This window comes from Enterococcus sp. LJL90 (genome assembly GCF_056924355.1).
In genome coordinates this window covers 13814-30337 of the sequence record NZ_JBXPBQ010000003.1, presented here as the reverse complement: position 1 = coordinate 30337, position 16524 = coordinate 13814, and the positions used below count along the sequence as shown (strand labels likewise).

The 16524-nt window shown below is 42.0% G+C and carries 10 protein-coding genes; 4 read left to right on the top strand and 6 right to left on the bottom strand.

Annotation, left to right across the window (positions count from 1 at the left end; all coding sequences use genetic code 11):
* Positions 1-125 precede the first annotated feature (125 nt).
* Positions 126-3779 (bottom strand): DNA-directed RNA polymerase subunit beta', encoded by a 3654-nt coding sequence (gene rpoC, locus AC1Z3S_RS08385; RefSeq protein WP_461739992.1) that lies wholly within the window; start codon positions 3777-3779, stop codon positions 126-128.
* A gap of 150 nt (positions 3780-3929) precedes the next feature.
* Entirely contained in the window at positions 3930-7547 is a 3618-nt protein-coding gene (gene rpoB / locus AC1Z3S_RS08380; protein ID WP_461739991.1) for a DNA-directed RNA polymerase subunit beta, read from the bottom strand.
* 713 nt (positions 7548-8260) lie between these two features.
* Between rpoB and AC1Z3S_RS08375 the strand changes: the two genes are divergently transcribed.
* The 3 genes from AC1Z3S_RS08375 (at position 8261) to AC1Z3S_RS08365 (ending at position 11174) form a co-directional block, all read left to right on the top strand.
* Complete coding sequence (locus AC1Z3S_RS08375; protein WP_461739990.1) at positions 8261-9262, top strand: ABC transporter substrate-binding protein; 1002 nt, start codon at positions 8261-8263, stop codon at positions 9260-9262.
* 205 nt (positions 9263-9467) lie between these two features.
* A complete protein-coding gene (locus AC1Z3S_RS08370) occupies positions 9468-10370 on the top strand; it encodes an ABC transporter permease (protein ID WP_461739989.1) in 903 nt (300 codons plus the stop codon).
* Positions 10371-11174 (top strand): ABC transporter ATP-binding protein, encoded by an 804-nt coding sequence (locus AC1Z3S_RS08365; RefSeq protein WP_461738435.1) that lies wholly within the window; start codon positions 10371-10373, stop codon positions 11172-11174.
* Between the two features lie 211 nt (positions 11175-11385).
* Here AC1Z3S_RS08365 and AC1Z3S_RS08360 read toward each other — a convergent pair whose 3' ends face one another.
* Positions 11386-11598, bottom strand: coding sequence for a zinc ribbon domain-containing protein (locus AC1Z3S_RS08360; RefSeq protein ID WP_461738434.1), 213 nt, complete (start codon positions 11596-11598; stop codon positions 11386-11388).
* A 141-nt stretch (positions 11599-11739) separates the two neighbouring features.
* Here AC1Z3S_RS08360 and AC1Z3S_RS08355 point away from each other — a divergent pair, with 141 nt between their 5' ends.
* A complete protein-coding gene (locus tag AC1Z3S_RS08355) occupies positions 11740-12708 on the top strand; it encodes a biotin--[acetyl-CoA-carboxylase] ligase (RefSeq protein WP_461739988.1) in 969 nt (322 codons plus the stop codon).
* 167 nt (positions 12709-12875) lie between these two features.
* On the opposite strand, the gene rihC is transcribed toward AC1Z3S_RS08355, so the two are convergent.
* The 3 genes from rihC to AC1Z3S_RS08340 all read right to left on the bottom strand — a co-directional run bounded on the left by rihC (position 12876) and on the right by AC1Z3S_RS08340 (position 16240).
* Positions 12876-13805 carry a ribonucleoside hydrolase RihC gene (gene rihC / locus AC1Z3S_RS08350; protein WP_461739987.1) on the bottom strand — a complete coding sequence of 310 codons (930 nt, stop codon included), beginning with the start codon at positions 13803-13805 and terminating at the stop codon, positions 12876-12878.
* A gap of 189 nt (positions 13806-13994) precedes the next feature.
* Positions 13995-14579: a hypothetical protein gene (locus AC1Z3S_RS08345; protein ID WP_461739986.1), complete on the bottom strand. Its 585-nt coding sequence runs from the start codon at positions 14577-14579 to the stop codon at positions 13995-13997.
* Positions 14580-14776: 197 nt separating this feature from the next.
* On the bottom strand, positions 14777-16240 hold the full coding sequence (locus AC1Z3S_RS08340; protein ID WP_461739985.1) for a glycoside hydrolase family 1 protein: 1464 nt from the start codon (positions 16238-16240) through the stop codon (positions 14777-14779).
* Positions 16241-16524: the final 284 nt, after the last annotated feature.

Below are 16524 nucleotides of genomic sequence, written 5' to 3'. Positions count from 1 at the left end.
TTCTTGCTTTTCCAAATTTATTTTTATCTCTTGGAATACAAATTGCGTCAGCGGTTTCCCTTCTATTCTCCGTCAGACAAAAAAACAAGCCCCTCAAAGTGCGAGGGGCTTGTTTAAAAAGCAATTTAAATATTTTGGCTGTTTAAAGCATCTTCAGCCGCCATTTGTGCTTCAATGTCAGAAATGCTGTAGACATTTTCGCTGGCAATAACTGTTTCTTTTGGTTCCATATTGCGGTAGCGAGCCATACCAGTACCAGCCGGAATAATCTTACCGATGATAACATTTTCCTTCAAGCCTAGTAATGGATCTTTCTTACCCCGGATGGCAGCGTCTGTTAGGACACGGGTTGTTTCTTGGAAGGATGCAGCAGATAAGAAGCTGTTTGTTTCCAAGGAAGCTTTTGTGATACCTAGTAGAACTGGACGGCCAGTAGCTGGCACACCACCAGAAATTAGCGTTTCATAGTTACGATCTTTAAAGTCAGCAATATCTAATAAAGTACCTGGTAAGATGTCAGAGCCACCTGGGTCCATAACGCGGACTTTACGCAGCATTTGACGAACCATTACTTCGATATGCTTGTCGCCGATTTCTACCCCTTGCATCCGGTAAACTCGTTGAACTTCTCTTAATAGATAGTTTTCAACAGACAATACGTCACGAACAACTAATAATTGTTTCGGATCGATTGAACCTTCAGTCAATGGAGCTCCCCGGTGAATAATGTCGCCTTCAGCAACTTTCATGCGGGCTGTAAATGGTACAGTGTAAGTCCGGGTATCAGTTTCACCTTTGACGGTCACTTCTTTAGTCCGAGTCGCTGCATCTTCAGAGATGTCGATGACTTCACCGGTAACTTCGGTAATGACAGCTTGCCCTTTAGGATTCCGAGCTTCAAAAATTTCTTGAACCCGCGGCAAACCTTGTGTGATATCGTCGCCGGCAACCCCGCCGGTATGGAATGTACGCATGGTTAACTGAGTACCAGGTTCACCGATAGATTGGGCAGCGATGGTACCAACTGCTTCACCCACTTCAACTTCAGCACCAGTTGCCAAGTTGCGGCCATAACAATGTTTACATACACCATGTTTAGTATTACATGTGAAGACGGAACGAATGGTCACCGTTTCAATACCAGCATCCACGATTTGGCGAGCCAAGTCTTCAGTGATGATTTGATCTTCACCGACTAAAACAGCACCCGTTGCTGGATCGATTACGCTCTTACGAGTATACCGACCAACTAAACGTTCTTCCAATGATTCGATAATTTCATTACCTTCACGAATCGCTTGGATATCTAGACCACGGTCAGTACCACAGTCTTCTTCACGAATGATAACATCTTGGGCCACGTCAACTAGACGACGAGTCAAGTAACCTGAATCGGCAGTCTTCAAGGCGGTATCGGTCATTCCTTTACGAGCCCCGTGAGTTGAGATAAACATTTCCAAGACGGACAAGCCTTCACGGAAGTTAGAGATGATTGGCAATTCCATGATACGACCATTTGGAGCGGCCATCAAACCACGCATCCCAGCAAGCTGAGTAAAGTTGGAGATGTTACCACGGGCTCCAGAGTCTGACATCATGAAGATTGGATTCTTAGCATCCAAACTTTCCATCAGTTTTTGTTGGATTTCATCTTTGGCAGCATTCCAAACGGCGATAACCCGTTCATAACGTTCGTCATCAGTGATTAAACCACGACGGAATTGTTTGGTAATATTTTCAACTTGTTTGTGGGCTTTTTCGATGATGTCGTGCTTTTCAGCAAGTACCATGATATCGGCAATCCCCACTGTGATACCAGCCATTGTTGAATGACGGTAACCCAAGTCTTTCATTCTATCTAACATCTTAGAAGTTTCGGTAATTTTGAAACGTTTGAAGACTTCTGCGATGATGTTCCCTAAGTTTTTCTTCTTGAATGGCGCAATTAATTCTTGTTCTTTGATGAAGGCCGGAATATCTGTCCCAGCTTCCACGAAGTACTTGTCAGGCGTTTTTTCCGTCAAGTTGGAATTAGTTGGTTCGTTCAAGTAAGGGAATTCTTGTGGCATGATTTCGTTAAAGATAACTTTACCGACAGTTGTCACCATCATGCGTTCTTTTTGCCAGTCTGTAAATGGTTTGTCACCAAGACTGTTTGGATTAACGGCAATCCGTGAATGTAAATGGACATAGCCATTACGCCAGGCAATTACTGCTTCGTTCATATCACGGAAGATCATGCCTTCGCCTTCACGACCATCTTCTTCCATCGTTAGGTAATAGTTACCTAAGACCATATCTTGAGATGGCGTTACTACTGGTTTACCATCTTTAGGGTTCAAGATGTTTTGAGCTGCTAGCATTAACATGCGGGCTTCCGCTTGCGCTTCTTCATTTAACGGTACGTGAACTGCCATTTGGTCCCCATCGAAATCGGCATTGTAGGCTTCACACACAAGTGGATGCAAACGAATAGCACGACCTTCAACTAGAACTGGTTCAAAGGCTTGGATACCTAATCTGTGAAGCGTAGGTGCCCGGTTCAAGAGAACTGGATGTTCTTTGATGACGTCTTCTAAAACGTCCCAAACTTCATCTTCTTGGCGTTCGATTTTACGTTTAGCATTTTTGATGTTAGAAGCTAGTTCCCGAGAAACTAATTCCTTCATCACAAATGGTTTGAACAATTCAATCGCCATTTCTTTTGGTAGACCACATTGGTACATTTGTAAAAATGGTCCGACTACGATAACTGACCGACCTGAATAGTCAACCCGTTTACCTAGTAAGTTTTGACGGAAACGACCTTGTTTCCCTTTTAACATATGGGAAAGAGATTTCAATGGACGGTTACCTGGTCCAGTGACTGGACGGCCACGACGACCATTATCAATCAAAGCGTCAACGGCTTCTTGCAGCATCCGTTTTTCATTTTGCACAATGATGCTTGGTGCATTTAAATCTAATAAACGTTTCAAGCGGTTGTTACGGTTGATTACTCGACGGTACAAGTCATTTAAGTCAGAAGTCGCAAAACGACCCCCTTCTAATTGAACCATTGGACGTAAGTCTGGCGGGATAACTGGAATAACATCCATAACCATCCAGCTTGGTTGGTTACCAGAAGCTCTGAAAGCTTCTAAGATGTCTAAACGACGAATCGCGCGGGTCCGTTTTTGGCCTTGAGCAGTCTTCAATTCTTCTTTTAATTCCGCAACTTCACCATCTAAGTCAACTAAGTCCAATAATTTCTTAATGGCTTCAGCACCCATGGCAGCTTGGAATTCTTGACCGAATTGATCACGTTTTTCCCGGTATTCACGTTCAGTTAATAATTGTTTCTTTTCTAAGGTCGTATTACCTGGATCGATTACCACATAAGAGGCAAAATAGATAATTTCTTCCAAGGCACGGGGACTCATGTCTAAAACAAGACCCATTCTTGAAGGAATACCTTTAAAGTACCAGATGTGGGAAACGGGTGCAGCTAACTCAATATGACCCATCCGTTCACGACGAACTTTTGAGCGAGTGACTTCCACACCACAGCGATCACAGACGATACCTTTGTAACGAATACGTTTATATTTTCCGCAGGCGCATTCCCAGTCTTTAGTTGGACCAAAGATGCGTTCACAGAACAACCCTTCACGTTCGGGTTTTAAAGTACGATAGTTAATGGTTTCTGGCTTTTTCACTTCACCATAAGACCAGCTTCTGATTTTTTCTGGAGAAGCCAAACCGATTTGCATACTTTCGAATTTATTTACATCGATCAAAAGGGGTTCCCTCCATTTCATTTGATGACCCACTAAGCAAGATTAGCAGAGTCAGCCAAGGGACTTCAACGAATGAAGTCCGCTTAGACTAACCTAACTGTCTCTCGACTCAGTTTTTGAAAAGCTGACACTTGCGACAGGTTTTCAAGATTATTGTTCGAAGTCTTCTGCTGTTTCGATGCTTTGGACTAGGTCCTCTTGTGCTTCAGCAACAGCTTCAGTACCTTTTTGTGCCAATTCTTTTGCTGATTGTTGTTCAGCAAATTTTGTTAGAGCATCGACAGTAATCAAGTCATCATCTTCGTCATCCATATCACGAAGTTCGATTTCTTTTTCTTCAATGTCGAGAACTCGCATATCCAAACCAAGGGATTGTAATTCCTTCACTAATACGCGGAAGGATTCAGGCACACCTGGTTTTGGAATTGGTTCACCTTTGACGATGGCTTCGTAAGTTTTCACCCGACCGACAACGTCATCTGACTTGTAAGTTAAGATTTCTTGAAGAGTGTAAGCTGCACCATATGCTTCTAGGGCCCAAACTTCCATTTCCCCAAAACGTTGTCCACCAAATTGCGCTTTACCACCTAATGGTTGTTGTGTAACCAGTGAGTAAGGTCCAATTGAACGGGCGTGCAATTTATCATCAACCATGTGGGCTAATTTAATCATGTACATAACCCCAACAGAGACCCGATTATCCATCGGCTCACCAGTCCGGCCATCGTATAACACAGTTTTGGCATCGCTAGCTAAACCAGCTTCCCGAACTGTATCCCAAACATCATCATCATTGGCGCCATCAAAGACTGGTGTTGCCACATGAATCTTCAATTGACGAGCAGCCATACCCAAGTGCAATTCCAGCACTTGTCCGATGTTCATCCGAGATGGTACCCCTAAAGGATTCAACATGACATCAACTGGCGTGCCGTCTGGTAAGAATGGCATGTCTTCTTCCGGCATAATCCGTGAGACAACCCCTTTGTTACCATGACGTCCGGCCATTTTATCGCCTTCATGAATTTTACGTTTTTGAACGATATAAACACGAACTAACATGTTCACGCCTGGTGACAATTCATCACCGGCTTCACGGGTAAAGATTTTCACATCGTGGACGATACCGCCACCGCCGTGAGGAACTCGTAATGACGTATCACGAACTTCACGAGCCTTTTCACCAAAGATAGCGTGTAACAATCGTTCTTCTGCTGATAATTCCGTTACCCCTTTCGGAGTTACTTTACCAACGAGTAAGTCACCATCTTTGACTTCAGCACCGATACGGATAATACCCATTTCATCTAAGTTTTTCAGGGCATCTTCCCCGACGTTAGGAATTTCCCGAGTGATTTCTTCAGGTCCTAATTTTGTATCACGGGCTTCTGATTCATATTCTTCAATATGAATGGAAGTATACACATCATCTTTAACTAAGCGACGGCTCATGATAATCGCATCTTCATAGTTGTAACCTTCCCAAGTAGTGAAGGCAACTAAGACGTTTTGACCTAAAGCCAATTCGCCTTCTTCCATTGAAGGTCCATCTGCTAAAGTATCGCCAACTTCAACTTCTTCGCCTAAATGCACGATTGGCCGTTGATTGTAGCTTGTACCAGAGTTTGAACGACGGAATTTAGTCACAGAATATTTATCTAAAGCGCCATTGTCCCGACGAACACGGACTTCAGAGGCGTCAACAAACTCAACAACGCCATCATGTTTACACAATAAGGCAGCACCTGAGTCATGGGCTGCTTTAAATTCCATCCCAGTTCCCACAAAAGGTGAACGAGGTTGGATCAACGGCACAGCTTGCCGCTGCATGTTGGCACCCATCAAGGCCCGGTTGGAGTCATCGTTTTCCAAGAAAGGAATACACGCTGTCGCCACGGCAACTACTTGTTTAGGTGAAACGTCCATGTAATCAATTTTATCAATCGTTACTTCTAAGTTTTCACTTTGAGAACGAGCCATTACTAATTCTTCTTTAAAACTGCCATCTTCATTTAACGGTGAGTTCGCTTGCGCTACGATGTAGTGGTCTTCGATATCAGCTGTTAAATAGTCAATGGTGTCCGTCACATGACCAGTTTCCCGGTTGACACGACGGTAAGGCGTTTCGATAAAACCAAATTCATTGACCTTCGCATAGCTGGATAAGCTATTGATCAAGCCGATATTCGGTCCTTCAGGCGTTTCAATCGGACACATGCGGCCATAGTGGGAATAATGCACGTCCCGTACTTCATAGCCGGCCCGGTCTCTAGTCAAACCACCAGGTCCTAAGGCTGAAAGACGGCGTTTGTGGGTTAATTCCCCTAATGGATTGGTTTGGTCCATGAACTGAGACAACTGAGAAGAACCAAAGAATTCTTTAATGCTGGCCACAACTGGACGAATATTAATCAATTGTTGTGGGGTTAAAGTTTCTTGGTCTTGAATTGACATTCTTTCACGAACAACCCGTTCCATCCGTGCCAAACCAATTCTAAATTGGTTTTGCAGCAATTCACCAACGGAACGAATCCGGCGATTTCCTAAGTGGTCGATATCATCAACATTGCCGATACCTTCCATTAAGTTTAAGAAATAGCTCATTGAAGCGATGATGTCAGCTGGACGAACTGTTTTAGTGTGGGTATCAGGATAGCCGTTACCAATTACGTTGACTTCCCGTTCAGGGTCTTTTGGTGAATAAACCTTCACCACTTGAACAGTCATCGGTTCAGTAACAACCCCATCTTCACTTGGGTAATAAGTAATCGAGTTCAAACCATTGTCAATGTGCGGTGCTAACTCATCCATCACTTGGTGAGTTAAAACAGTGCCTTTTTCGACAAGGATTTCACCTGTTTCTGAATCAACTAAGGTTTCAGCCAAAGTTAAATTCAACAGACGAGTCTTTAAATCTAATTTTTTGTTGACTTTATAGCGACCTACGTTAGCTAAGTCGTAACGTTTTGGATCGAAGAAACGAGCAGTTAATAAGTTTCTAGAACTATCTGCTGTTTTAGGTTCGCCTGGACGCAATCTTTCGTATACGTCCTTCAAACCTTCTTCAGTCCGTGAGTCGCTAGCATTTTTGTGTAAATCTTTTTCAACAGTATTGCGTAAGCTGTCACTGTCACCGAAGATTTCAAAAATCGTATCATCAGAACCAAAACCTAAGGCCCGTACTAAGACGGTCAACGGAATTTTCCGAGTCCGGTCAATTCTGACATAAGAGATATCTTTGGCATCTGTTTCCATTTCTAACCAAGCGCCGCGGTTAGGAATCACAGTTGAACCAAAACCTTCTTTACCATTTTTATCGACTTTCCCATGGAAATAAACCCCAGGAGAACGCACTAATTGAGAAACGATAACCCGTTCAGCTCCGTTGATAATGAACGTGCCTTGTTCAGTCATTAATGGGAAATCACCGAAGAAAACATCTTGGGATTTGATTTCACCTGTTTCACGATTGGTTAAACGTAAAGTGACATGCAATGGTGCAGAGTAATTGGCATCATGAGCCCGTGCTTCTGCGACCGTATACTTCGGTTCTTTTAATTCATAGCCAACAAATTCTAAAGACAGGTTTCCGTTAAAATCGTTGATCGGCAAGATATCTTCAAACATCTCCTGCAGTCCTTGATCTAAGAACCACTGATAAGATTTTGTTTGAATCTCAATCAAGTTTGGCAATTCTAAAACTTCACTAATTCTAGCAAAACTTCTACGTGTGCGGTGTTTCCCGTATGCTACGTCTTGTCCAGCCAAGCTATTCACTCCTCTAGATTAATTTTCAAAAAGGAAGCTAAATTGTTACGAAATAATTTCAAATATTATTTTTACGTAACAAAGAGCATTTTTTGCGGCTTTTGGGCATAAAAAAAACCAAAAGACAGAGGCGTTTTGAAAGATTAAAAATCTTAGTGCTTCTACTTTTGTTTCCTATGCTAAAGCCGGAACGGACAATATTTCGCTCCTGCCTTTTTTAATTCACTTCGTTTTTGCGTCTACATATAATATAATATTTATAGCAGAAAGTCAACTGTTTTCTGGTTGTCACGCTGGGCTTAACAAAAGCTTTTAGAATTCAAAAAATGAGGAATAAATAAGTTTCAAATTAAATGAATTCAACGAATTTTCAGAAAATTTTAACTTTTCTATTGACAATGCCATTTAACTACAGGTATACTTTTAGACATTCAACAAGAAGGAGAAATTATTATGCAGACACTTCAAAAAATTTCGACACAACAGTTGAATCAACACACATACTTTAGCTATTTTAGATAGGTTTGTATTCATACGTGGATACAAACGGCAAGCAGTTCGGTTTGTATCTATGATGGCTAGGGAAATTCGCAATGAGCAAAAAGCCGCGTAGATTAATTTCTAAGTGGCGTGATACGATAGTTTATTTTCGTCCATTTAGAAATTATCTAAATGGACGTTTTTGTTTGATTGAAAAAATGGAGGACGTAAAAATGAAAATGAAAAAATTAGTTTTAACAGCAGCCGCTTTATTGGCGGCAATCAGTTTAGGGGCCTGCGGATCATCAGACAATGACTCTTCCGGCAGCTCCACTTCGGGAAGTGCCGGCAACAGTGAAAATGTCACAGTCGGCGTCTTACAATTAGTCGAGCATGACTCTTTAGACGCTTCTTATGAAGGTTTCTTAGAAGGCTTAGCAAATAACGGCTACGTTGAAGGGGAAAATCTCACCGTCAATTATCAAAATGCCCAAAACGGCCAAGATAATTTAATGAGTATGAGCCAGCAATTAGTCAGTGAAGACCCTGATTTATTGTTAGGGATTGCTACTTTAGCGGCTCAATCTTTAGTCAATCAGACAACTGAAATTCCAATTACCTTTACTTCAGTTACTGATCCAGTCGATGCTGGCTTAGTGGCTTCTGAAGAAGAACCTGGCGGCAATGTCACCGGTACAACTGATATGGTGCCAATTGATAAACAAATCGCTTTACTCTTAAGTATTGTGCCAGACGCTAAAACTGTGGGCATTATGTATAACTCAGGCGAATCCAATTCAAAAATCCAAGCTGATTTAGCCCAAGCGGCTTTAGAAGATGCTGGCATTGAAGTCGTTGTGAAGACAGCCACTTCTACCAATGATGTGCAACAGGTAACCGAAAGCTTAACTAGCCAAGTCGATGCAATCTACATCCCAACTGACAATACATTTGCCAGTGCTGCGGCTATTATCGGTGACGTAGTCAAAGAGAGCAAAACGCTAGTGGTCACTGGCTCGGTTGATCAAACAACAAACGGCGGATTAGCAACTTACGGTATTGACTACCATTCTCTAGGCGTGCAAACCGGCGAAATGGCAGCCCGCATTTTAAGCGGCGAAGCGACACCGGCAGACACCCCGGTTGAAAGTGCCACTGAATTAGAACTAGTAATCAATGAAGACATGGCGGAAGCTTTAGGAATTGATCCAGCGACCATCGTTGCCCCAGAATAATTATTGCAGAGTCTGTGACATTAGTTAGAACAGAGTTGAACTTTACGAACAAGTATCTAGTAAAAACCACTGAATATGGTTAATTTGCGATTCGGACCTACTGAACCGCAGAAGCAAATATAATATAGTTCAGGACTTCATCTTTTAAAAAGACTAATGTCATAGGCCCCTCGTACATATTTCATTACAAAAAGGAGTTTTTCCAATGGATATTTTATCCCTGATAACAAGTTCATTAGCCCAAGGGTTGCTGTGGTCGCTATTGGCGATTGGTGTTTTTCTGACTTACCGAATTTTAGACGTGGCGGATTTAACGGCTGAAGGCAGCTATCCTCTAGGTGCCGGCATTGCCGCAATTAATATTGTCAACGGTACGCCTCCACTGCTCGCCTGCGTCTATGCTTTTATCGGTGGGGCCGCAGCGGGAGTAATCACTGGCCTTTTGCATACAAAATTAAAAATCCCCGCGCTACTAGCCGGAATTATTACAATGACTGGGTTATATTCAGTCACTCAGAGGGTCATGGGGGCTGCGAATATCGCCCTGTTAGGCCAAGATAATATTTTTAACTTCTTTCAAGAAATTCTAGGGACTAAACAGCTGTCAATTATTGTGACGGGGGCTATCATCGTTTTAGTAGTTATCATTCTTCTTGTGCTCTTCTTTAAAACAGAAATCGGTTTGGCGATGCGTTCCACCGGCGACAATATCGAGATGAGTCAGGCTAACGGCATTAACACAGACAATATGAAACTAATCGGCTACGCCCTCTCCAACGGCTGCATTGCGCTATCTGGTTCTCTGCTGGCGCAAAATAATAATTTTGCCGATTTGAACTCCGGAACCGGCACTATCGTTATCGGTTTGGCTTCGATTATTATCGCTGAAGTTATTTTCCGTAATCAGCCATTATTAATTCGTCTTTTGACAATTGTTTTAGGAGCTAGTATTTATCGTTTTATCTTGGCATTGGTTTTCACAACAAATGTTCAAGCCAGCAACTCAAAATTAGCCTCAGCCATTGTGTTGACGATTTGCTTGGCCTTGCCGGAAGTCCGCAAAAAACTCGGCCTCAGCAAAAAAGCCCCTAAGAAAGGAGCTGCCTAGATGACGACTATTTTAAAAATTGAAAATTTGCATCAAATTTTTGAACAAGGAACCGTCAATGAAAATCACGTCCTACGGGGCATTAATTTAACGATGAACCAAGGGGAATTTATTACGATTATAGGCGGAAACGGTGCCGGAAAATCGACTCTTTTAAACAGCATTGCTGGTACATTGCCGGTCAATCAAGGGAAAATCATCGTCAATGGTGAAGATGTCACCCGCAAATCCGTCATGCGCCGCTCCAAACAAATCAGTCGCGTCTTTCAAGATCCCCGCATGGGCACGGCTGTCCGGCTGACTGTTGAAGAAAATTTGGCCTTGGCGTTAAAACGCGGCCGTCCACGAAACTTCGGTGCCGGTGTGAAAAACAAGGATCGCAATTATTTTAAAGAACAGCTCGCGACTTTAAATCTTGGTTTGGAAACGCGCTTAGGTGCCGAAATCGGCCTGCTTTCCGGCGGTCAGCGCCAAGCGATTACTTTACTGATGGCTACCATGCAAAAACCAGAATTAATTTTGCTGGATGAACATACCGCCGCACTCGATCCCAAAACTTCGATTACAGTGATGGAGCTAACAGAACGTTTGATTCGTGAACAAGCTCTGACCGCCTTTATGGTGACGCATGATATGGAGGATGCCATTCGCTACGGCACTCGTCTTATCATGTTGCATCAGGGCCAAATTGTTGTCGATGTCAAAGGTGAGGAAAAACAAAATCTGACCGTCGCCGAGCTGATGGAAATGTTCCATCGCAATAGCGGTGCCGAATTGAAAGACGACCAGCTTTTGTTAAGCTAATTTTTGAGTGTTAGATTAACTTGTAACGTTATAGTTGATTTTTATTATCGATGTTGAAAAATTCTTTCATTGCGACAAAATAAAATGTGTCCCCAGAATCAGGCCATGTAGTGACCAAAAAAGTTAGACCAAAAATCTAACTTTTTGAGGTCGGTACACAAGCAAGCCGAACATGGGAGCACATTTTTTGAGTAGAAGTGAGCAGTCTTGGTTAACCGCCCATCAAGAAATCTAAGATATTCCAGCCATCGCTGGTGCTACCTTGATATAGCTCAGTGAAGCCACAACGACTACAGCTGATAGTGATAAATTTTTTATTTTGCACATCGAAAATTTTGGCAAAGTTCCCACCGGTTGCTTGAAACTGATCGGCCTCGTAATGGTTATTGCCACATTTCTCACAGACATACTGCTTTTTCTCCATATTTTTCACTCCTGTTTAAAAGATACTTTGATTTTTAATGAATTCATTATATAAATATTTTCTTAAAAAAACATCTGTCTAAAGTCGGATATTTTCCTAAAATCTGCTAAACTAGGAGAAATGAAACTAGCGGAGGAACCTATGACCACTAAAGAAAAAGTTTTAGACTTATTAATGACCAGCGACAGCATTTTATCCGGCGAAAAAATGGCCCAAGACTTAGCCGTTTCCAGAACCAGTGTCTGGAAAGCCATCAAAACCCTTGAAAAAGAAGGTTTTGAAATCACCCATGAAGCAAACGGCTATCGCTTAGAAGCTGCCCCTGAGCATCTTTCAGCCACTGAAATTCGCCAACTTTTCACAGCTGATAACCAAATTGAGCGTGTAGCGGTGTTAAAAACCTCCGAATCAACTATGAAGGACGCCAAAAAAGCCGCGATTGAAGACCATGTCGAAGCGACACTTTTCGTAGCAGAAACCCAAACAGCCGCAAAAGGCCGTTTTGGTCGGCCCTTTGTAGCCAAGCCTAAAGAGGGAATTTATTTAAGTCTACTATTAAACCCTTATAAGAAATTTTCCGAGCTGCCACAATACACGGTTGTGATGGCAGTCGCCGTCGTTAAAGCCGTTGAAAAATTAACCGGCAAACAAGCCCAGATTAAATGGGTCAACGATATTTACTTAGACGGCCGCAAGATTTGTGGCATTTTATCGGAAGCCATGAGTGATGTTAATACAATGGAAATTGCTCATATTATCATTGGTTTAGGCTTCAACCTAGCAATTCCGCAAACAGATTTCCCTGATGAATTGCAGGCCAAAGCGACCTCACTTTTCCCGGATGGCAAACCAACGATTACCCGCAACCAATTAATTGCAGAAATCATGAATCAGTTTTTCTTTTATTTGAACCAGCCGCAAATTACCATTGATTTGTATCGGGAACATTCCTTTGTTTTGGGCAAAACTGTTAGTTACAACCGGCAGAACCAAACCTATGTGGGTACCGCCGTTGACATCAATGACTTAGGTGAATTGATTGTTGACTTAACCGATGGCAGTCAGCAGGTCTTAGCTTCAGGCGAAATCAGTTTAGCGACGATTGGCTAACCGAGGCTGTGACATTAGTTAAAACAGAGCTAAAATTTTCTAACAATATCTAGTGAGAACCACTAGATATTGTTCATTTGCAACGAGGACCTACTGGACCACAAGAGCAAATATAGTTCGGGTTTCAGCTGTTAAAAAACTAATGTCACAGGCTTTTTTGCAGGAAATTAAGGGCAATTTGTTAAGGCCGTCAAGAGCCAAGTGGAAAATTTAGCACTGTCCAAATTGACACAAACTTGGCAATTAGCCGGCTTTTGGTAAAAATCAGTAAAGTCAACAATTGTCGCTCCGGCTGTGTACTCCCCTTGAGTTTCAATCTGAACCGACAATTTTTCCACAGTAAACATTGAAGGGTTTAATAAGTAGGCGATAGCGGTGCTGTCATACATTTCCAAGCCGCTATCCAGTGAACCGCTGCGATAATGCTGCAGCAAAGAATAAAGCATTTGTCCGGTCTGATTAAGGTTCGCCATTTTCTGACTCTCCTCTGGATAAATTTTAGCGATGCTGCCCATCTCCAAGGGCACCATTGTCAATTTCAGTCCACTATCAAAAACAATCCGGGCCGCCTCTGGATCAACTCCGATATTAAACTCTGTATAAGCACCAAAATTTCCCCGACCAAAGGCGCCCCCCATCAGCACAATCTCTGCAATTTTTTCTTTAAATTCAGGATATTCCCGCAGCAATAAAGCAATATTCGTCAGCGGTGCCAAAGCAACAATCGTCACTGGCTCTCTAGCAGCCATCAACACACGCTTCATCGCTGCCACAGCTGATTCTGGCAACAGATTTTCCTGATACTCATCAGGAAAATCAAACCCAGCTAAACCAGATTCACCGTGAACCTCACTGGCATCACGGGCAGCTCTCAACAACGGTTGACTGGCTCCTTTGGCCACTGGAATTTTTAAATCCCAAAAAGTTAACAACCGTAAGAGGTTACGGGTGACTTTTTCTAAAGAAACATTACCCGCTACAGTAGTCAAAAGCTGAACATCCAGCTCCTTTGAAAACAAAGCCGCAGCTAGCGCCATTGTGTCGTCAATACCTGGGTCTGTGTCGATGATGATAGGACGTTTATTAGTTTTTTCCATTTTTTTACTCCTTATAGTGATATAGTAAGTAGAATTTATCTATATAAGAACCATTTTTTTGCAAATGTTGAGCCTTTAATCAATTTATACTGGCTATCAAGCGTATCTTAATATTTATATTATAAGCCACTTTAAATACGATGCGAAAGTTTTAAACAGCACAATTAATTTCAGATTACCATCTGATAATTACTCCCCAACCTCCACACCATCCTTCCCCTTTTCCAACATCACCAAAAAATCATTTTTCACCTGCTCATTAATAATATATATTTCCATACTCTTGCCCGGCACATACATGCGAATCCGATTGCACCAATAGCGGTACTTAGCCCCCGCTCGCACCTTGTCGACTTGTATACGAGAAAGCTTGGCCTTCTTTAAAAATACTTCTTGAAAAGGCTCAGGATTCAAATTGATAATAAAATTAGGTCCGACACAGACAGATTCAAAATATTGACTCGCTTCATCTTGTAATTCTTCTTCTAACAACTGAAATAGCTGTTGCGAAACGCGCTCATCAAAAAGTTGTTTTCTTCTGCTAAAGGCCTTTAGAGATACTTTAGCAGTAAAAATAACGATGGTCGTAGCAAATAGTGTTAAAACTAACATCACAATACTGATACCGAAATCTCCTGCCGTCATCGTTTGAAAAGTGATATATCCACTAATAATTGCGAAGAAAATTAGGAATAACAGGATGACTAAACCTGATTGGGCATTTTTATAATAATTTCTTTGAACCCTTTTCATATTGTAGCGCCGTTTTTTCATTGAGCCTCATCCTCCTAATCTGCTTCAACATTTAAAACTCTCAATTTATCATAGAATAAATTTTAGGCCTTGGAAATGATTTTTCAGCTTTATTCTATGTCTGTTACTAACAAAAACAGAAATAACCCGTTAATCACTGAGAACCAATGATTAACGGGCTTTTTTATTTTCAACTTAGCACAAACTAACTATCCAAATTATTCTTTTTCACTAACAGCTAGAAAATTGTCTACGGCTAAGTCTGTGCCGCGACTGGCAATGACTTGCTGATACCAATAGAAGGAATCTTTGCGGATGCGGGCGCAGTCTTTAGGATCTTCATCCGTGCGGTCAACGTAAATCAGACCATAACGTTTACGGTAACCATTACTGGTGGATAATAAATCCAAAGCCGACCACGGCATATAGCCGATGACCTCAACGCCCCGATCCATTGCCCGTTTGGTCGCGGCAATGTGCTCCTTCAAATACTTAATGCGATACTCGTCGTGAACCTTGCCATCAGAGGTCAATTCATCATAGGCCCCCAGACCATTTTCAGTAATCATAAATGGAATTTTGTAGCGGGTATATAAATCCCGATAGACAAATTCCAAGCCAGTTGGATCAATCGCCCAATCCCAATCAGTTGTTTCTAGTTCAGGATTTGAACACATTTGATAAAAGCCAGGATGGGTTTCAAAGCCGGACATATCGCCTTTTTTACCACTGAGATTATAGCCGGACCAACGGCGTTCAGCATCTTTTGGACAAGCTTGTGCACAACTGCTGTCATAATAATTAATGGCGAAGAAATCAGAAATATTTTCTGCGAAGAAGGCTTCATCCCCCGCCTCCATAACAGGTGCTAAATCATTCTCTTGTAAATAATTCAAAGCAGCGACATTGTAATAGCCTTTGAAATAAACATCCAAGTAATAGGTATTGCGCAAATCGTTGGCGTTGATGGCTGCCAATTGATCTTCTGGTTTGCAGGTACGGGCATAGACCGGCGCATAGCCCAAGGCCGGGCCAGCCAAGCCGCCAACTTCGTGAACCAATTTAACTGCGACTGCCTGCGCCAAATTCATATGGTGATTAATTTGGTAACGCAGCTGATTATTATCTTGGAATTCCGGTAAAATATAGCATTTTTGAGTCCAATATTGCACGATAATACTTTGTTCATTTAAGGTAATCCAGTATTTAACATCATCTTTGAATTCATTCACCACATACTTGGCAAAGATTTCAAAATCTTTGACGACTTCTCGGGAAAGCCAACCGCCATATTTTTCGACTAGAGCCCACGGCAAGTCATAATGATATAGAGTGGGAATTGGTTCAATGCCGTTGTCTTTTAATTCTTTAATCAAGTCCCGATAAAATTGGATGCCGGCTTCGTTTACTTGATCGTCGCCATTTGGAAAAATGCGGGACCACGCAATGGAGAAGCGATAGCTGGTAAAGCCCATTTCTTTGAATAAGGCGATGTCTTCTTTGTATTTATGATAGTGGTCGCTGGCAATGCTGGCATCAGCAAAGCCGTATAACTCATGGCGTTCACGATTAATTACGTCTTGTTGAGACAGTCCTTTGCCGTCTTGTAAAGCTGCACCCTCCACTTGATACGCACTAGTTGCTGCTCCCCACAGGAAGTCTTTTGGAAATTCTTTATTCATTGTCTCGCTCCTTTAAATGTATTGTTGCTTAAGGATGAAGCCAATAGCGGACTGCATCAATTGCTACTATGTTTTAAAATTTAATGAGGGAACTGGCTGGCATCTGACATTTCTGCTTTATATCTAAGCCGATTTCGTCAGCGGCTTTTCTCAAAAGCATTTATTAGGGTTTAGTCACTAGCCGCTGTTAGTAATGCTTTTTCCAAGTTCCACTTCAAATTAACTTTCTACCAGCCTCTTTAAAAGGCTGGTTTAAAAGCAGATAAACTTTTGTTTGACTTGAA